The organism is Candidatus Arthromitus sp. SFB-turkey (assembly GCF_001655775.1).
Classification (GTDB): Bacteria; Bacillota; Clostridia; order Clostridiales; family Clostridiaceae; genus Dwaynesavagella; species Dwaynesavagella gallinarum.
Genome location: NZ_LXFF01000011.1, coordinates 1 through 18298, shown reverse-complemented (window position 1 = coordinate 18298; position 18298 = coordinate 1). Strand labels below are relative to the sequence as shown.

The following is an 18298-nucleotide window of genomic DNA, read 5'->3' as shown; positions in this document are numbered from 1 at the left end:
TACTCTTTACCTCCTATTTTTCATAACTTTCATTGGAGCTCATGAACGGAATCGAACCGTCGATCTTCACCTTACCAAGGTGACGCTTTACCACTAAGCCACATGAGCATCATTAAGATAAATTTTAATCTATTTAAAATTTCATGTCAATAATCTTATTTCCAATTCATTTTCATTATATACTAAATAATCTCAACTACAAATTATTTCTATCTAAACATTTAACAAGCTTTCTTTTTATTCTTTGAATAGCATTATCTATGGATTTAGGCTGTCTATTTAATAAATATGCTATTTGCTGATAGCTTTTCCCTATTATATAATAATGTAATACTATCTTCTCATATTTAGATAAATTTTTTAAAACGTGCTTCTCTATTTCATTTATTTGTTCTCTGTCTACAAACAACTCTTCAGGATCTGAAATTTTTAAAGACTCCATAACATCCAAAAGAGTTTTATCAGATTCTCCATCATAAACTGGTTTATTTAACGATATGTATGTATTCAAAGGTATATGTTTTTGCCTCGTTGCAGATTTAACCGCTGTAATAATTTGTCTAGTTATACATAATTCTGCAAATCCTTTAAAAGTTGATAATTTTTCACTATTATAATCTCTTATTGCTTTATATAAACCTATCATTCCTTCTTGATATATATCTTCCTTATCCGCCCCTATCAAAAAATAAGATTTGGATTTTAATTGTATAAATTTTTTATATTTATTGATTAAAATTTCCATACATTTAATATCACCATCTTTAGCACATTTTACAACAGTATCTTCATCCACGTCATAAATATCACAACAAACATTTAAATCTTTAACTAACTCCTCAACCATAAAACCACTCCTTAATCATAGATTAATTACCTTTTCTAAACTTCTCTAACACATCAACAATACTATCATCTAAATTATCTATAAATAAGAAACCACTTTCAAAATGTTCTTTTTTTTTATTTCAATTTTTATTTTACTATTAGCTTCACAAATATCTTTATAAAATTCTAAAGATGAAATTCTAGAAGCTCCTCTTTGAAATACAGTTTGCTGTTCTAAATAGTCTGATGTTACAACAATAACTTCACTTTTTTTACCTATTTTGTGTACAATTCTTTCTATGTAAGTATCCGCAAGTTCACCATAATTTGTAAATACAACACTCAAATTTTTAGATATATTTATTTGTCTATTACCACTCTTTTGAGAACTGTGTGCATCAAAAACCAAAAATACTCTACAATCATTAAATGCTGCATAATTTTCCATAATATCAATAAGTTTTTGCCTTACTATATCTGAATCAAGATTTTTAAAGTCTTTAAAATTTGGCCATGAATTTATAACATTATACGCATCTATAAAAATAACTTTCAAACCCTATACCTTCTTTGTTTATTTTTTATTTCATACATAACAATACCAGCAGCAACAGAAACATTAAAAGACTTTATATTTCCATACATAGGTATTTTAACTTTAATATCACATTGTGATAACAGCTTATCACATATACCTTCATGTTCATTACCAACAATAATAGCTAATGGAAAATTATATTTTTCATCACCAATATTCATTTTAGAATTTACATCAGTTGCAACTATCTTAAATGACTTTTGTTTCAATTTTAAAATTACATTTTGTAAATTGTTTATTCTACATATATTCAAATGTGCCAAAGAACCCATAGACGTCTTCCAAACAGTATCCGTAATACTTACACTTTTTTTCTGAGGTAATATTATATTCTTTATACCTATACACTCAGCACTTCTAAGTATAGCTCCCAAATTCCTAGGATCTTGAATTCCATCCAATATTAAAACACATGGAAATTCTTCCTTCTCCAACTCATTTAAAAGTTCTCCAAACTTATAATACTTATAATTACTAATTTTAGCAGCAATACCTTGATTAACTCTACTTTCACAAATATTATGTATATCATTTTCATACACAAACTTAATATCTACACTATTTTTTTTAGCCCATAATATTATATCAGTTATAGAATCTTTATTAATTTTCTTACTTATATACAAAACATCAATGGAAACTTCACTATTTATAACTTCTCTAATAACCCTTTTTCCACAAATAATATTCTCTTTTCCCAAAGTTACTTCTCCTTAAATACAATTTAATATTTCACCTACAATTAAATCAAGTCTACTAAAATTACCTGTTATATACAAATATCCTATAATTGTCTCAAAACCTGTAGAGACTCTATAATCAAAAATACTAGAATTTTTAGGGATTGTTTTTGTTTTAGCATTCCTGCCTTTTTTAAAATATATTTTTTCATCATCTGTAAGTAATTCTTTAACCTTAAAATATGCAGCTCTTTGTGCTCCTGCATTAACATATTTGATGACTTCTAAATGAAGTTTATTAGAATTTGTATTACCAAATTTTTTCATAACATGACTACGCAAATAAAGTTCATATACACAATCTCCTATATAAGCAATATTTATGGGATTTAAACATCTTATTTCTTCTTTTGAATATAAATTTAAACTTTTAATTAAACTCCATTCCATCCAATTCACCTTATATTTTAATATAAAATAGTTTCAACAAAAACATTGGTATCTGCCTCTACAACCCTAACACCATCTTGAATATCTTCAAGTAATATATTCATTTTTAATAACTTTTCCCTTATAGAATCAGCGGAAACAAAATCTTTATTTTTTTTACATTCATATCTTTGCATAATAATATTTTTTATTTCTTCAGTTAAAATTATTTTGCTACCTCTCTCAACAATTTCTTTAATGTTAATACCTAAAATATCCAAAAGTTCTACCAAAATATTTTTACAATATTTTAACTCACTAGAAGTAAACTCAAATAAAAAAGAATTTACATATCTAATAAATTCAAAAATAACAGACATCCCATCAGATGTATTAAAATCATCATCCATTTTTTCTATAAATTTATCTTTAAAATTCAATATTTCACTAATATGTTTATCATGTACATTTTCAATTTTTCCTTTTTCTTTATCTAATATAGAAAAATAACACTTATATATACGTTCTAATGATTTTTCAGCCCATATAATTTGTTGTTCAGAATAACAAAGTTCATTCCTATAATGAGATGATAATATAAAAAACCTTAGACAATTACTAGAGTACTTACTTAAAATCTCCCTTGTAGTAAAAAAATTATTTAAAGATTTAGACATTTTTTCATCATTAATACTTAAAAAAGAACAATGCATCCAATAATTAGCCAATGACTTTCCTGTTAATGCCTCAATCTGAGCAATCTCATTCTCATGATGCGGAAAAATTAAATCTCCACCACCTCCATGAATATCTATAGTATTTCCATCAAAATATTTATAAATCATAGAACCACACTCTGTATGCCATCCCGGCCTACCTTTTCCCCATACAGAATCATATCCTGGTTCATTTTCTTTAGACTTTTTCCATAGTATAAAATCTAAAGGATCTTTTTTATTCTTATTAACTTCAATCCTAGAACCTACTTTCAATGTTTTTATATCTTGTCCAAACAATTTACCATACTCACTAAAACACTTAATAGAGAAATATACATCCCCATTTACTTCATAGGCAAATCCATTCTCAATAAGATGTAATATTAAATCAATCATTTCTTTAATATTCTCTGTAGCTCTAGGATTTAAAGTAGCACGTTTAATATTCAACTTATCAGCATCTTCATAATAATGCTTTATGTATCTTTCACTAACTTGACTTATATCTTTGCCTTCTTGATTAGCTTTATTAATTATTTTATCATCTATATCCGTAAAATTTTGAATAAATTTTACTTTATATCCCTTATATTCTAAATAACGTCTAACAACATCAAAAACTACAAAAGTTCTAGCATTTCCAATATGAAACAAATCATAAACAGTGGGACCACAAACATACATTGTGACAAATTCTTTGTTAATTGGATTAAATTTTTCTTTTTTCCTAGTAATAGTATTAAATACTTTCATTAAATTTCTCCTAAATTATTACTTAAAATTACATTTCCAAAATACAAATCTTCTTTAGTAGTTATTTTTATATTAAAATAATCGCCCAAATAAAAATACGTTTTTTTACCTACCAAATCTAAAGCACTGGTTTCATCTGTTATGATTTTATTATTTTTTTTTACATAATCATAAGCATAAATTAAAACTGATGTTTTAAAACATTGTGGTGTTTGAACACATAACAATCTTTCCCTATCTAAAACATCAACACAATTACCTTTATCAATTTTTATAGTATCTTTAGGTACTACATAACAAGATGAAGCATCATATTTATAAGCATTTCTTATACCATTTGTTATACAATCCACACTTACAAAAGGTCTAGCACCGTCATGTATTAAAACATAGTCACTTGTTACACTCTTTAACGCATTAAAAACTGAATCTTGTCTAAGTTCTCCCCCTAATACAATTTTTATTTTTCTATCTAAAAAAAATCGTTTAATAACATTTTTTAGACAATATTCCTCATATTCATTATTCAAAACTAAAATCACATCATTTACATACTTATGATTTAAAAATTTATGTAAAGAGTAATATATTATAGGCTTATTATTAATTTCTAAAAACTGTTTATTTAAACTCATATTCATTCGAGTAGATTTTCCTGCAGCTAAAATTATACAATCAACCTTATACATAAAATTCCTCACCTAAAACGTTGATCAATAACATTATAATATTCTTTCCATTAATTTACAAATTTATATTTTAACTTTAAATAAAAGATATAGTATAAAACCATATCTTTTATTTTTTTACATAAATAAGTTTATCATCTTTTACTAATGCTTCTATATTATCATTAGAACCTATATTTCCCAAAAGTATCTCTTCAGAAATTACATCTTCAACATATTTTGTAATTGAACGTCTTAAAGGTCTAGCTCCGTACTCGCGGTCAATACTTTTATCAAGTATAAATTTTTTAGCTTCATACGTAAACTCAACAAAAATATTCTGTCTTTCAACTCTATTTTTAAAATCATTTAACATTTTTTCTAAAATAGACATTAAACTATCATCATCTAATTGTTTAAATACAATTATATCATCCAGTCTATTCAAAAATTCAGGTTTGAAATTTATCTTGAGTTCCTTTAAAACATTCTCCTTCATCCTATCATAAGAATTTTTATTATTATTTTGAAATGCAGAAAAACCTAAAGATAAATTCTTATTTATAATATCAGCACCAATATTAGATGTTAAAATTATTATAGTATTTTTAAAACTTACTTTTTTGCCATTAGAATCAGTTAAATGCCCATCTTCAAGTATTTGTAACATTATATTGAATATATCAGGATGTGCTTTTTCTATTTCATCAAATAATACAACAGAATAAGGATTTCTTCTGACCTTCTCAGTTAATTGTCCACCTTCTTGAAATCCTACATAACCAGGAGGTGAACCAATTATTTTAGAAATAGTATGCTTCTCCATAAATTCAGACATATCAAATCTTATAATATTATCTTCACTGCCAAACATAACTTCCGCTAAAGCTTTACAAAGTTCAGTTTTTCCAACACCTGTAGGTCCTAAAAAAATAAACGATCCAATAGGGCGTCTAGGATCTTTTAATCCAACTCTGCCTCTTTTAACTGCCTTAACAACAGATAAAACAGCCTCTTCTTGAGATATAACTCTTCTTTTAATAACATCTTCAAGTTTTAATAACTTATCTGACTCTGTTTCAGTTAATTTCTCTACAGGTATTTTTGTCCAACTTGCAACAACTGATGCAATCTCTCTCTCAGTCAACGTAAATTCTTTATCATATTTTTCTATTTTCCATCTCTCTTTTGATGTTTCAAGCTTTTCTTTAAGTTTCTGTTCTTTATCACGTAATGATGCTGCTTTTTCAAAATCTTCAAGAGTTATAGCTTCTTGTTTTTCTTTTCCAACTTTAGCAATTTCTTCTTCAATTTCTTTAACTTCAATAGGAACAGTTAAATTTCTTACTCTTATTTTAGCTGATGCTTCATCTATTAAATCAATAGCTTTATCTGGAAGATATCTATCTGTAATAAATCTTACCGATAAATCAACAGCCGACCTTATAGCATCATCAGTAATTTTAACTTTATGATGAGCCTCATATTTATCTCTTATACCAAATAATATTGACACAGTTTCATCAACAGTAGGCTCACCAACAAAAATAGGTTGAAATCTTCTTTCAAGAGCACTATCTTTTTCTATATATTTTCTATACTCATCTATTGTTGTTGCTCCTATACACTGTATCTCACCTCTAGCTAAAGCTGGCTTCAATATATTTGAAGCATCAATAGCTCCTTCTGCTCCTCCAGCTCCAATTATTGTATGTATCTCATCAATGAACAAAATAACATTTTTAGATTTTTTTACTTCATCCATTATTTTTTTTAGTCTCTCTTCAAACTCACCTCTATATTTTGTTCCAGCGATTAAAGATGATAAATCTAAAGTTACAACTCTTTTATTTTTAAGTATTTCAGGTATATTCCCCTCAAATATTTTTTGAGCCAACCCTTCTACAATAGCAGTCTTACCCACTCCAGGATCACCTATAAAACACGGATTATTTTTCATTCTCCTACATAAAATTTCTAAAACTCTTTGAGTCTCTGAATCTCTACCAATAACTGGATCTAGACTACCTTCACTAGCTATCTTAGTTAAATCTCTTCCATGTTGATCAAGTATTGGAGTTGGAAATTTTTTCAATCTTTGTTCATGCTCATGGGGATTTTGTATATCTCCCGTAACATTCAATGCATTTATAGTTTGATTCCAAATTTTTACAATTGAAACTCCTTTCTTATCTAACAACTTATAAGCAACACCATCTGATTCATTTATTAGTGCCAACAATATATGTTCTGGAGACACATGATTATGTCCTAATTTCTTAGCTTCCTCAATGCTACTCTCTATAACTTTTTTGGTTCTTGGAGTTAAAGGTATCTCAGTATTTTTTATTTCAATTTCTCCTGGAGATAATACAGTACGTATCTCCTTAACCATATCTTCATAAAATATATTAAAAGAATTTAATATTTTCTGAACCGGTCCATCTTCTCTTAATAATCCAAGCAATAAATGTTCAGTTCCTATAAACCCATGACCTAATTTTAAAGCATCATCCCCTGAATAACTAATTACTTTTCTAGCTCGTTCCGTTAATTTATCAAACATTATAATACCTCCTTGTTACATCTTATCTATAACTTCAATATTCTTAAAAGAATTTCTCAAAAATTTAGCCCTCTCAAAATCTCTCTGTTTAGAACTTAAACTAAGATTTTCTACAGAGTTTTGAAGCGAAGCTGGTTGACAACCTATCAATATTTTATTAATACATATATCTCCCTTAACCATCCCCTCTTCAATCCCAAATCTAACATGAGATAGAAGTTCTAATGATTCTTTAGACGTTATTGAATAGCTATTTGATAAAATACCTATACTTCTAAAAATCTTATCCTTTACTTCTATTTCATAATCTTTAAAAAGAGTTTTTCTCATATTAATTTCTCTTTCTGTCAATTCTTTAACTATTGCATACAAATTATTCAATATATCTTGCTCACTTACACCTAAAGTTACTTGATTAGATACTTGATAAATACATCCTTCAGATTTACTTCCTTCTCCATAAAGACCTCTTATTGTCATACCAACCTGAGTTAATGCTTTATAAACCTTAGATATATGATCCGTCATAGTAAGAGCCGGAAGATGAATCATAATCGAAGCTCTCATACCTGTACCTAAATTTGTTGGACATGTAGTTAAATATCCTATTTTTTCATCAAAAGCATAATCAATTTTACTTTCTATAAAATCATCTAAATTCATAGCTTCATTAAAAGTATCTAACAAATTATATCCTGAATTAAAAAATTGCATCCTTAAATGATCTTCTTCGTTTATCATTATACTTATTGTCTCACTATCATTTACAAAAAAAGACGACTTAGACGATGCTTTTATTAGATCTTTACTTATCAAATGCTTTTCTAAATAAATACTCTTGTCCAAGTTACTCTTAGAATTCAAATCAACTCTTTTGAAAGACTCACTATAACCATCTAAACTTTTTTCAACTTTATCGGCAATATTAAACGCCTTTTCACTATCTAATTTGTGTGGAAAAACCTCACCTTTTAAATTACGCGCAAGTCTAATCCTACTACTTAAAACAAATTTATTTAATCCATCATTTTGAGAATAAATCCAATTCTTTAACACAATTATTTATCCTCCTTTATATTCTCTTCTAATTTTTTTATCAAATCTCTAATCTCTGCAGCTTTTTCATATTCTTCTGATAAAATCGATTTTTGTAATTTTTCTCTCAAATCATTTAACTCTTTTCTTTTAATAACTTTTTCTCCACATCTTGATGGTATTTTCCCATTATGCTCTGTTCCGTTTTGAACACGCTTTATAAAAATTGCAAGTATCTTTAAAAACTGTTTATAACAATCATCACATCCTAAAAATCCTGTATTTTTGAACTCAGCATAAGTAGTTTTACACTTAGAACATTCTGAATCATTTATCTTTACAACAGAAGATTGTTGGTTATTATTAAAATACTCAACAAGACCACTTAAAATATTTAATGAAAATGTATTTTCTACATCCAATATAGAATTCAAATTAAATTCTCCCAATTCTTTAGCACACTTTTCGCATATATTAAGCTCTTTTTTTATACCGTCAAAAACTTTTACAATATGAACATTAGCTTGATATTTATTGCACCTTTCACATCTATCCAACAAGCTCACCTCTTAATTAAAATAAATTATAATCATATCATTTTGTTATATTTCCAATATACAAATAAGTTTAAACGTATTTATAAAATATAATTAACTACTATTAATTATATAATTCTACATTTTTTTTAATTAAAAAAATAACAGAGGTATACCTCTGTTAAATTTAAGCTTTACTTATAGCACTTACTGGGCAAACGCCTTCACATGTGCCACAATCTATACACTCAGATGGATTTATTTCATACTGTCCATTATCTTTTTGTGTTATACACATAACCGGACAATCTGCAGCACAAGCTCCGCACCCTATACACTCATTACTAATTTTAAAAGCCATTATATTAATACCTCCATACGTCCATACGATTATGTAATGAAACTTCTTTAATTATATGATACCATATATCTTATTTCAATTAAAATATTTTTCATTATAAAAAGAAAATATTTTAAATTTATATTATCCATTTAATAATCATCTTTATTCTTTTCTAAAATATCATTTATAAAATACTTAGAAAATTCCTCACAATCATAATTTTCCTCAAACAAATCTTGATTATTTTTATCCTCATCAAAATTTTTCAGATTGTTATATTTAACTTGTATTTCATCTAATTTAATATCTCTTATATTCTCTTCCTGTTCATCATTAAATTTAACCCTAACTCGCTCTTTTAATATACTTGATCCTATAACTTCTCCCTCACCAAACTTTGTATCCACTATACTACCGATATTAGGCATTCTCTGTTTTATATCTTCATATGTATCTTGCTCATACTTCAAACAACACATAAGTCTTCCACACATTCCAGAAATTTTACTAGGATTTAAAGATAAATTTTGCTCTTTAGCCATTTTTATAGAAACTGACGTAAAATCTCCTAAAAATGTAGAACAGCAAAGAGATCTTCCACAAGTTCCAATACCGCCAACAGATTTCGCCTCATCTCTAACACCAATTTGTCTAAGTTCTATTCTAGTTTTAAAAATAGATGCAAGAGTTTTAACTAGCTCTCTAAAATCAACTCTACCCTCAGCTATAAAATAAAATATTATTTTATTATTATCAAAGGTATACTCAACTTCAACTAAATTCATACCCAAATCAAACTCTCTTATCTTCTCTTGAGCTATTTTAAAAGCCTCTTTTTCTTTCCTTTTATTTTCATTATGTATTTCTTTATCTTCTTGAGTTGCAATCCTTATACATTTTTTTAAAGAATTTGGCAAATTATTTTCCTCAACAAATTTTGGACCAACAACACATTTACCGTACTCAATCCCTCGTGAAGTTTCCAAAATTAAATACTCACCCACACTAACCTCAAATTCTTCACATAAAAAATAATAAACTTTTCCAACACTTTTAAATCTCGCACCAATTACTCTTCTCAATTTACCCCTCCACAACTTTTAAAATAAAAATCTTATAACACACTTCTATATTTAAATTCAAATTAATTCTACTTCTAAACTCATCTAAAAATTTTAAAATATTGTAAATCTTATACATAGAAATATTTTTCGAAATTTTAACTATATGATCCTTAAAATATTTATTGCAAATCAATTCTACATTATTGATTTCCTTATAAATGAATATATCTCTTAATATCTCAAAAAATATTTCTAAAAAAACTCCAACATAATCTTTATAATTATTTATTTCATTTCCAATCTCAAAAATATCAACTAAAAAACCTTTATTAAAATATTTAAACAAATTTATAATATGTAAATAAATTTTATATATATATCCTTCTTCTAAAATAAAATTTGTTACATCAATATCTCCCTTAGTCTGTAAATATAAATCCCTTAACTCTTGTTTTTTTATCTCTTTATCTTTAAAAATTTTTTCATATTCTAAAAAACTTATTCTTCCAAATTTTACTAACAAACACCTAGATACTAAAGTATCAATCATTTTTTTTATATCATTAACTATTAATATTATAAATATATTTTCAATAGAGTCTTCTAAAGATTTTAGAAATGAATTCTGCGCTTTATCTGTCATTTTATCTGCTTCATAAATTAAAATAACTTTATTTTTAGAAATTTCTGGCTTCTTTATTAATTCCATATTTAATGCTCTAATATCTTCAACTGAAATAATTTTCTATCATATCTCTTAAATTTTTAACTTCAGTATTTAAAATTCTTAAAGCAAACTCTTTTGAAATTCTTTTTCTTTCATTATAATTCTTTCCATAAAATATAAATGACTGCGGACACCTATCTTTTAAAAGTAATTTAAATAAAGATTTTTCTATATTTTCATAACACATTTTAAACTCCAAAATTTAAAATTTTCAAAACATATTCATATATGCAATCATTTATTTCTTCAACAGACAATAATTTCCCATTTGAAAAACAATTTATATGTACTAAATTATATTTTTCAGCTATATATTTACAATTTTCATAACATTTTCTCAAAAATTCCTCGTCTTCCTCATGCACATCTTTTTCACCTCTAGATTTTACAATATCCAAACTAATATTTATAGGAATATCCATAAAAAATGTTATTTTTTCCTTTAATAAACCGCACATATTATACTCAAAATCTAAAACCCAATTAAAAAATTTTTCCCTTTCATGTAAATCTTCAATTTTAGAACCTTGATATATTAAATTGGAATAAACATATCTATCACAAAGTATTACATATCCTTCATTTAAATATTTCTTCATAATAGTTTCATATAAACCTAATCTATCTAATGAAAAAAACACTGAAACCACATACGGATTCATATTTTTTTCAAATTTACCCTTTAAATATTCCTTTACAAATAAAGAATACTCATTTTCATAATTTGGAAATTCTATTCTCAAAACTTTAATCCCAATATCTTTTAATCTTTTTTCCAAAAGTTTCGTTTGAGTTTCCTTTCCACTTCCATCTAATCCCTCAAAAGCTAATATCATTCCTTTTTCATTAAAACTCACAAACTATTCCTCCACAATTTTTACATATTCATCTTTAAATAATCCATTAACATCATAACAAAGTTTCTTGTATTCATTAATAAGAACTATATGTTCTATTAAAATTTTTTCACCTCTAAAAATAATAGGAACCCCAGGTGGATATAAAAATATATCATTAAATGAAATTTTACCAACACTTTCTTTAAATTTTATAAATCTATACTTTCTATCTTTAACTTCATAAGGTTCTATCTTTTTTTCATACTTAGCCTCACAAGCTTTTAAGACAAGTTCAAAAATATAATTTTCTTTAAAATTATAATCAAATTTTTTTAATTTACTCTCTAAATATTTTAAATCTTTAACTTTTGTGTAAATAGTTGGAATCAGAACAATTCCATTAAAAAATATCATTTCACAAATAATTTTTTTCCTAAATAAATAATCATATAAATCTTTAGAATTTAAATTTTTAAATTTAAATTTCAAACAAATTCTTGTGTCATCATAATAAAAATTCCCATTACTTTTACAATAAATATGAGAATTTTCTATCGCGTACATATATGCATCTCTGTTAATATGTTTTTTAAAATTATTACATCTTTTAAGTAAAACGTCTTTTCTTTTAAAATAGTTTTTACAATCTTCTAGACTCTTTTCAAGTGAAATCATAGTTAAATATGATGGACTTGTAGTTGTAAAAATAGAAAAATATTCATCAACTTTATCTATAAATTTTTCATTATTCACATGTAAATATGCTCCCTGGGTAAATGCAGCTAATGTTTTATGAGCACTCATAACACTAATATCACAGAATTTATTAGGACATTCTAAAGTTTTATTAAAAGCTTTAATATGAGCTCCATGTGCACTATCTATTAATAAAAATATATTCTTTTTTCTTAAATACTCATATATTTCCTTTTGATTTATGTAAAATCCATAATAATTAGGATTAGTTAAAATCACACCTTTAATTTTAGGATTCTTATGTATGCAATCTTTTATATTATTTAAAATTATATTTTCATCTCTATAATCAATTTTTGAAAATTCATCTGGTAATAAAAGATCCACGTTATATATTTCTCTATTTATATAATTAACCTTTAATTTTCTCAAAAAAATAGAATTCATTATACTTACATGACATCCACGTTCAATTAAAACTTCATCAAATTCATTAAAAACGCTAAAAATCATAATTTGTATTCCACTTGTTGAGCCATTTAATAAATAATAAGATTTTTTACTTCCATAAAATTCACTTAACTCATTTAAAGAATCTTTTATGCACTCTGTTGGTTTATGTAAGTTATCAAGTCCAAAAACTTCTGTTAAATCATACCTTAAAATATTTTTAAATTTCAAATATCCCTTTCCCTGTTTATGGCCTGGAGTTGTAAAAAATTTATATTTTCCTTTTAAAAGTTTGTTTGCTTCTTCAAATATTTTTCCCACTTAATCACCTGTTTTAAAAATTATCTTTATTTGATATACTCTTATTATCTTAAAATTTTAATTTTAGGAGATTTTATATGATTTGCATATATAAAACATTAAATAATGATACACTAGAAAAAATTGACAATATAGAATCTGGTTGTTGGATAAATATAGTTGAACCATCAGAACAAGAGCTTTTATTTATATCAAAAAAAACTCAGGTATCTCTTTCTTTATTAAATGCTGCACTAGATGAAGAAGAGACTTCAAGAATAGACATAGAGGATACAAATATCCTAATAATCGTTGACGTTCCTTTTACAAGTGTAGAAGAAAACTCTCTCACTTATGGAACATATCCTTTAGGAATAATTTCAAACGATAATTACATTATAACTATATCTCTTAAAAAAAATAAAGTTATAACAGACTTTATTGATGGAAAAATTAAAACATTTTATACATATAAACGTTCAAGATTTACTCTTCAAATACTAAATAAATTAACAACATATTTTTTAGTGTATCTACGTCAAATAGATAAAAAAAGTCAAATAATTCATAGCAAAATACATAAGTCAATGAAAAACAAAGAATTAATTCAACTTTTATCACTGGAAAAATCTCTTGTTTATTTTTCCACTTCATTAAAATCAAACGAGATGACCTTAGAAAAATTACTAAAATATGATTTTATACAAAAATATGAAGAAGACAAACATTTACTTGAAGATGTTATTATAGACAATAAACAAGCAATAGAAATGGCTCATATATACGCAAGTGTGTTATCAAGTCTACTTGAATTTTTTGCAGCACTTATATCAAATAATTTAAATATGGTTATGAAATTTCTTGCATCTATGACCATAGTGCTTTCTGTTCCATCAATTATTTTTGGACTTTGGGGAACAAATGTTATTTTACCTTTTTCAGATAATCCATTTGGTTTTTTAATAATTTTGGTAATTTCTATTCTAATTTCTTTATTAATTGCTATTATCCTTTATAAAAAAGACATGTTCTAACCTTTAAATAAATATATCTATTAAAAATTTGATTTTTATTTAGAGGTTTTTAAAATGAGTATAGCTTGTAAAAAATTAAATTTCGGAGATACAATATCAATAATTTCTCCATCGTCTCCTTCTTCAAAAGAAACTATTGATTATTCACTAGATAAACTTAAATCTTTAAAATTTAATTACAAAATTTATGATAATTTATATGAAAACTTGGGATATCTTGCGGGATCAGATGAAAATAGAGCTAATGACTTTAACTCTGCACTTAAAGATGATAATACAAAAGCGATAATGTGTATTCGTGGTGGATATGGAACACTAAGAATTATGGATTTGATACATTGGTCTTTTTTTAAAAAAAATCCAAAAATATTTATGGGATTTAGTGATATAACTCCTATTTTAAACTACATTTTCAAAAAATTTAATGTAATAACTTTTCATTCTCCAATGTTAACATCTGATTTAGATAATATTTATTCAAAAAATAGCTTAATAAATTCTATAACTATTCCTAAGAACAACCATTACATTGAAAATCCAAAAAATATAAACTTAAAATCATTCACTACAAATAAGAACATAGCTACAGGAAATATTGTAGGAGGAAATTTATCATTAATTTGTTCTACTATATCAACAAAATATGAAATTCCATTTAAAAATAATATTTTATTTATAGAAGAAATCAATGAATCACCATATAAAATAGATAGGATGCTTATGCACTTATATTTAAGTGGTAAAATAAGTGAGTGTTCGGGGTTAATACTTGGACAATTTACAAATTGTTCTGATGATAATAATGTTGAAGTTCAGAATGTATTATTAGAAAAATTAAATTTATTTAAAAAACCATGTATATATAATTTGTGCGCAGGTCATGGGGAACCTAGATTAACTATACCAATTGGTGCAAAGGCAAAAATAAATATAAGTAATTCTACAATAGAAATACTTGAGAAAACTGTTATATAAATTTAAAAATTTTGAGGAAACTTTATGAAATTAAAAAATATTTTTTTAAAAACTAAAGATGAAATTTATACACACCAAAAAATTATAAATATATCACTTGTACTTTTTATTTTAATTTTAATTTTAGTGTATTCTTTTGTAAAAATTAATTATTCAGTTAATTTTAAAGATCTTTTTAATTATACTCCTAAAATAATTCAAGGTATCTTTACGACTATAATAATATCAATATTTTCCCTAATAATCAGTTTATTAATCGGAATTTTTTTGACTGTTCTTAGAAATTCTAAATTTTTACCATTCGTATATTTTTCAAAAATTTATGTTTTGTTTATTAGAAATACTCCTTTACTTGTTCAAATATTTTTATTTTTTTATATTTTAGGTACTGCCTTTAATATAGAAAATAGATATATTTTAGCTCCATTTATTTTATCAATATTTTCAGGAGCCTATATATCAGAAATTTTAAGATCAGGTTTAAAATCTATAGATAATAGACAAATAGAAACTTCTATTTCTCTGGGATTTAACAAGTTTCAAACACTAATTTACATAATAATTCCACAACTTATAAGAATAGTTATTCCCCCTCTTTCAGGACAATTTATATCTCTTATAAAAGATAGTTCTCTATTATCTGTTATATCTGTAAGTGAAATAACCAAAACTGTAGAAGAAATTAATAGCTTAAATTTTAGAGTAATTGAAAATTATTTAATTCTCGCACTTATATATTTAATTTTAACAATTCCTATATATTATTTATCACGATATTTAGAAAAGAGGTTTTCTTTTGGATATAGAGATTAAAAATTTAAATAAAAATTTTAAAAATTTTGAAGTTATAAAAAACTTAAATTTATCAATTAAAAATATAAATTCTTTAGGTATAATTGGTCCTTCTGGAAGTGGAAAATCTACCTTGCTTAGAATATTAACTGGACTTATTCCTCATGACTCAGGTGAAATTTATATAAATTCTAAAATTTTAAATTTTAATGATAAATCTATAACAGAATATAGAAAAAGTATAGGAATTGTATTTCAAAACTATAATTTATTTCCTCATTTAACTGCTTTAAAAAATATTATACTTCCATTAAATAAAGTCCATAAAATTCCTATTGAAGTTTGCATAGAAAGAGCAACTTACTATTTAAAAAAGTTTAATCTCCTTGAACACAAAAATAAATACCCTAAAGCTCTTTCTGGAGGTCAATTACAACGAATATCAATAATAAGAACTCTTTGTTTAAATCCTAAAATCATATTTTTAGATGAGCCTACTTCTGCCTTAGATCCATCATTTACAAAAGAAGTACTTAACACTATTTTAAGCTTAAAAGATGAAAATAAAGAATATATAATCGTTACTCATGAACTAGCTTTCGTAAAACAATCTTGTGAATATATAATTTTTCTTGAAAATGGAAATATATCTCATAGTGATTACACTAATAATTTTTTCAATAATAATCATAACAATGAATCTCTTAATAATTTTATAAACTCAACTTTAACAATAAATTAAAAGGTAGATATTTTAATATCTACCTTTTTTATATACCAAATTAAAAGTACTTAATAATCTTCCTAAATTAAAATTCAAATAATTTATATTTTCTTTATATACCATATTTAAAAAGAACCAATAATAAAAGAAAAATAAAAATAATATTAGGTATTATCAAATATTTATATTCTACTAGTTTATGTTTTGCTTTATTACTTCTAATATCAGCTATCTTAATAATAAAGTAATATAAAGTAATTAAAATATTAAATATAATGATACCTAACGATAACAATGCAGAAATTAAATTATTTATACTTACCTTACCAATATTCTCTAATATTGATGAAGAAATAATGCCACCACTAATGAATGTTACAACAATAGAAGTAAATATACCTAAAATTGCAATTTATTCTTTTTGATAATTAGTCACTCTTGATTCTAATTGTTCATTTTTTTCTGATATATCATCAATTTCTTTTCTAACTTTTTCAATATTATTACTATATTCAACAACATCCTCTGATATCTTCTGTTCAAATTCATTTAATTTAATTTGATGTCGTATAATTCATTCCATATACGTTATACGTTAATCTAGAAGCTTCCAAACTTAAATGATCATATAATTTCTTTATTTCTTTTTTGGAATTTGTTTCACATAACTCATTTGATAAAATTGTATCTATATTTTGTATTATATTTTCAACATCCCCTTTATTCGGTCTATTATTATTAATATCTATAAATACATTAAGAATATCCGAATAATAATGTCTAAATTTATAACCATTACCTTTACTAAGAAATAACTCTGATCCTGTTTCAAATTCTAAATTTGAATTATATAACGAATCTAATTTACCACATAAATTATTAATATCCTCCACAGACAACACAACTTTAGCTAATTCATATAATATACTTATAAATTCTTCTCTCAACTTCTCTTCAAATGTATTTTTTCTCATTTAATATTCTTCTCTCATTTTCAATTTCTTTTTTAATACATTCGATAGAAATAATTTCCTTAAATCCCTTTCCTGAATTATAAGTTAAATCCCATGCTCCATTCTTTTTATGAGTTTCAATTACCATATCCCATGGATACAATTTAGATTTTTCTTTAATTACTCTATCAAATATTTCCTTTATTTCAGAATTTACCACTGAATCATATTCATTTTCTAAAAACGCAGTATTTATCTTTCTTGCTCCAAATCCGCAAAAATAATAATAAATATTTGGAATTACTGGTCCAAATTGCCAAGCTTCTATACTGTCAGGAAATGCAATATCACCAGTTTTTTTAACACTTCATATTGTATATAATAGAGTATCTTTTGGAGTTGTAAATTACTAATTGGAGTATTATACTGCATACACTTTGATACAACATATTTTGATAACTCAATTGCTGTAATCATATAATTTACTCCTCTCTGAATATAATTTTATATACAAATTATACTTCTAAAATACATATAAGTATACTGGTAAAACTTTACATATTATAATATTGTGTTAAATTCCCCTATA

21 protein-coding genes, 1 tRNA gene and 1 pseudogene are annotated in these 18298 nt (G+C 24.9%); 5 read left to right on the top strand and 18 right to left on the bottom strand.

Annotation, left to right across the window (positions count from 1 at the left end):
• Nucleotides 1-33: 33 nt before the first annotated feature.
• The 16 genes from A6P36_RS01645 to A6P36_RS01570 all read right to left on the bottom strand — a co-directional run bounded on the left by A6P36_RS01645 (nucleotide 34) and on the right by A6P36_RS01570 (nucleotide 13252).
• Nucleotides 34-108, bottom strand: a tRNA-Thr gene (locus A6P36_RS01645).
• 88 nt (nucleotides 109-196) lie between these two features.
• Nucleotides 197-847 carry an RNA polymerase sporulation sigma factor SigH gene (gene sigH, locus A6P36_RS01640; protein WP_066760470.1) on the bottom strand — a complete coding sequence of 217 codons (651 nt, stop codon included), beginning with the start codon at nucleotides 845-847 and terminating at the stop codon, nucleotides 197-199.
• Nucleotides 848-925: 78 nt separating this feature from the next.
• On the bottom strand, nucleotides 926-1384 hold the full coding sequence (locus tag A6P36_RS01635; protein WP_242861615.1) for an NYN domain-containing protein: 459 nt from the start codon (nucleotides 1382-1384) through the stop codon (nucleotides 926-928).
• Nucleotides 1381-2127 (bottom strand): 23S rRNA (guanosine(2251)-2'-O)-methyltransferase RlmB, encoded by a 747-nt coding sequence (gene rlmB, locus A6P36_RS01630; RefSeq protein WP_066760469.1) that lies wholly within the window; start codon nucleotides 2125-2127, stop codon nucleotides 1381-1383. Before rlmB ends, A6P36_RS01635 begins: the two co-directional genes overlap by 4 nt.
• 12 nt (nucleotides 2128-2139) lie before the next feature.
• Nucleotides 2140-2556: a Mini-ribonuclease 3 gene (locus A6P36_RS01625; RefSeq protein WP_066760468.1), complete on the bottom strand. Its 417-nt coding sequence runs from the start codon at nucleotides 2554-2556 to the stop codon at nucleotides 2140-2142.
• Between the two features lie 17 nt (nucleotides 2557-2573).
• Entirely contained in the window at nucleotides 2574-4007 is a 1434-nt protein-coding gene (cysS, locus tag A6P36_RS01620; RefSeq protein ID WP_066760467.1) for a cysteine--tRNA ligase, read from the bottom strand.
• Nucleotides 4007-4696 carry a 2-C-methyl-D-erythritol 4-phosphate cytidylyltransferase gene (gene ispD / locus A6P36_RS01615; RefSeq protein WP_066760466.1) on the bottom strand — a complete coding sequence of 230 codons (690 nt, stop codon included), beginning with the start codon at nucleotides 4694-4696 and terminating at the stop codon, nucleotides 4007-4009. The genes cysS and ispD overlap by 1 nt, the downstream gene beginning before the upstream one ends.
• Nucleotides 4697-4805: 109 nt before the next feature.
• Nucleotides 4806-7241 carry an ATP-dependent Clp protease ATP-binding subunit gene (locus tag A6P36_RS01610; protein ID WP_082917538.1) on the bottom strand — a complete coding sequence of 812 codons (2436 nt, stop codon included), beginning with the start codon at nucleotides 7239-7241 and terminating at the stop codon, nucleotides 4806-4808.
• 15 nt (nucleotides 7242-7256) lie between these two features.
• Nucleotides 7257-8297 (bottom strand): protein arginine kinase, encoded by a 1041-nt coding sequence (locus A6P36_RS01605; RefSeq protein WP_066760464.1) that lies wholly within the window; start codon nucleotides 8295-8297, stop codon nucleotides 7257-7259.
• A 2-nt stretch (nucleotides 8298-8299) separates the two neighbouring features.
• Nucleotides 8300-8842: a UvrB/UvrC motif-containing protein gene (locus A6P36_RS01600; protein WP_242861614.1), complete on the bottom strand. Its 543-nt coding sequence runs from the start codon at nucleotides 8840-8842 to the stop codon at nucleotides 8300-8302.
• 157 nt (nucleotides 8843-8999) lie between these two features.
• Complete coding sequence (locus A6P36_RS01595) at nucleotides 9000-9173, bottom strand: 4Fe-4S binding protein (RefSeq protein ID WP_066760462.1); 174 nt, start codon at nucleotides 9171-9173, stop codon at nucleotides 9000-9002.
• 131 nt (nucleotides 9174-9304) lie between these two features.
• Complete coding sequence (locus A6P36_RS01590) at nucleotides 9305-10237, bottom strand: PSP1 domain-containing protein (RefSeq protein WP_066760461.1); 933 nt, start codon at nucleotides 10235-10237, stop codon at nucleotides 9305-9307.
• A 1-nt stretch (nucleotide 10238) separates the two neighbouring features.
• Nucleotides 10239-10928: a hypothetical protein gene (locus A6P36_RS01585; RefSeq protein ID WP_066760460.1), complete on the bottom strand. Its 690-nt coding sequence runs from the start codon at nucleotides 10926-10928 to the stop codon at nucleotides 10239-10241.
• Nucleotides 10929-10947: 19 nt separating this feature from the next.
• Nucleotides 10948-11133 carry a hypothetical protein gene (locus A6P36_RS01580; protein ID WP_066760459.1) on the bottom strand — a complete coding sequence of 62 codons (186 nt, stop codon included), beginning with the start codon at nucleotides 11131-11133 and terminating at the stop codon, nucleotides 10948-10950.
• 1 nt (nucleotide 11134) lies between these two features.
• Nucleotides 11135-11803 carry a dTMP kinase gene (locus A6P36_RS01575; protein WP_242861613.1) on the bottom strand — a complete coding sequence of 223 codons (669 nt, stop codon included), beginning with the start codon at nucleotides 11801-11803 and terminating at the stop codon, nucleotides 11135-11137.
• A gap of 3 nt (nucleotides 11804-11806) precedes the next feature.
• Nucleotides 11807-13252: an aminotransferase class I/II-fold pyridoxal phosphate-dependent enzyme gene (locus tag A6P36_RS01570; RefSeq protein WP_066760458.1), complete on the bottom strand. Its 1446-nt coding sequence runs from the start codon at nucleotides 13250-13252 to the stop codon at nucleotides 11807-11809.
• 77 nt (nucleotides 13253-13329) lie between these two features.
• On the opposite strand from A6P36_RS01570, the gene A6P36_RS01565 reads away from it, so the two are divergent.
• From A6P36_RS01565 to A6P36_RS08035, 5 genes are all read left to right on the top strand, one after another.
• The gene (locus A6P36_RS01565; protein WP_066760457.1) at nucleotides 13330-14265 is read left to right on the top strand and encodes a magnesium transporter CorA family protein; all 936 of its coding nucleotides are present in this window, start codon (nucleotides 13330-13332) and stop codon (nucleotides 14263-14265) included.
• 54 nt (nucleotides 14266-14319) lie between these two features.
• Complete coding sequence (locus A6P36_RS01560; protein WP_066760456.1) at nucleotides 14320-15240, top strand: S66 peptidase family protein; 921 nt, start codon at nucleotides 14320-14322, stop codon at nucleotides 15238-15240.
• A 24-nt stretch (nucleotides 15241-15264) separates the two neighbouring features.
• Nucleotides 15265-16053 carry an amino acid ABC transporter permease gene (locus A6P36_RS01555; RefSeq protein WP_066760455.1) on the top strand — a complete coding sequence of 263 codons (789 nt, stop codon included), beginning with the start codon at nucleotides 15265-15267 and terminating at the stop codon, nucleotides 16051-16053.
• Nucleotides 16037-16774: an amino acid ABC transporter ATP-binding protein gene (locus A6P36_RS01550; protein ID WP_066760454.1), complete on the top strand. Its 738-nt coding sequence runs from the start codon at nucleotides 16037-16039 to the stop codon at nucleotides 16772-16774. The genes A6P36_RS01555 and A6P36_RS01550 overlap by 17 nt, the downstream gene beginning before the upstream one ends.
• A 257-nt stretch (nucleotides 16775-17031) precedes the next feature.
• Entirely contained in the window at nucleotides 17032-17181 is a 150-nt protein-coding gene (locus tag A6P36_RS08035) for a hypothetical protein (protein WP_156507951.1), read from the top strand.
• Nucleotides 17182-17310: 129 nt separating this feature from the next.
• Here the strand turns inward: A6P36_RS08035 and A6P36_RS01545 are convergent, their stop codons facing one another.
• Nucleotides 17311-17730, bottom strand: a complete 420-nt coding sequence (locus A6P36_RS01545) for a hypothetical protein (RefSeq protein ID WP_066760453.1) — start codon at nucleotides 17728-17730, stop codon at nucleotides 17311-17313.
• Nucleotides 17711-18061: pseudogene (locus A6P36_RS07905) on the bottom strand (Panacea domain-containing protein); the annotation flags it as partial. The pseudogene A6P36_RS07905 and the gene A6P36_RS01545, both read right to left, overlap by 20 nt.
• Between the last annotated feature and the right edge of the window lie 237 nt (nucleotides 18062-18298).

What these genes read in the sequence shown, in the direction of transcription:
- cysS (WP_066760467.1), bottom strand. Translation starts at nt 4,007, where the DNA reads ATGAAAGTATTTAATACTATTACTAGGAAAAAAGAAAAATTTAATCCA.
- A6P36_RS01555 (WP_066760455.1), top strand. Translation starts at nt 15,265, where the DNA reads ATGAAATTAAAAAATATTTTTTTAAAAACTAAAGATGAAATTTATACA.
- A6P36_RS01560 (WP_066760456.1), top strand. Translation starts at nt 14,320, where the DNA reads ATGAGTATAGCTTGTAAAAAATTAAATTTCGGAGATACAATATCAATA.
- A6P36_RS01585 (WP_066760460.1), bottom strand. Translation starts at nt 10,928, where the DNA reads ATGGAATTAATAAAGAAGCCAGAAATTTCTAAAAATAAAGTTATTTTA.
- sigH (WP_066760470.1), bottom strand. Translation starts at nt 847, where the DNA reads ATGGTTGAGGAGTTAGTTAAAGATTTAAATGTTTGTTGTGATATTTAT.
- A6P36_RS01565 (WP_066760457.1), top strand. Translation starts at nt 13,330, where the DNA reads ATGATTTGCATATATAAAACATTAAATAATGATACACTAGAAAAAATT.
- A6P36_RS01610 (WP_082917538.1), bottom strand. Translation starts at nt 7,241, where the DNA reads ATGTTTGATAAATTAACGGAACGAGCTAGAAAAGTAATTAGTTATTCA.
- A6P36_RS01595 (WP_066760462.1), bottom strand. Translation starts at nt 9,173, where the DNA reads ATGGCTTTTAAAATTAGTAATGAGTGTATAGGGTGCGGAGCTTGTGCT.
- A6P36_RS08035 (WP_156507951.1), top strand. Translation starts at nt 17,032, where the DNA reads ATGATACCTAACGATAACAATGCAGAAATTAAATTATTTATACTTACC.
- A6P36_RS01545 (WP_066760453.1), bottom strand. Translation starts at nt 17,730, where the DNA reads ATGAGAAAAAATACATTTGAAGAGAAGTTGAGAGAAGAATTTATAAGT.
- A6P36_RS01625 (WP_066760468.1), bottom strand. Translation starts at nt 2,556, where the DNA reads ATGGAATGGAGTTTAATTAAAAGTTTAAATTTATATTCAAAAGAAGAA.
- ispD (WP_066760466.1), bottom strand. Translation starts at nt 4,696, where the DNA reads ATGTATAAGGTTGATTGTATAATTTTAGCTGCAGGAAAATCTACTCGA.
- A6P36_RS01580 (WP_066760459.1), bottom strand. Translation starts at nt 11,133, where the DNA reads ATGTGTTATGAAAATATAGAAAAATCTTTATTTAAATTACTTTTAAAA.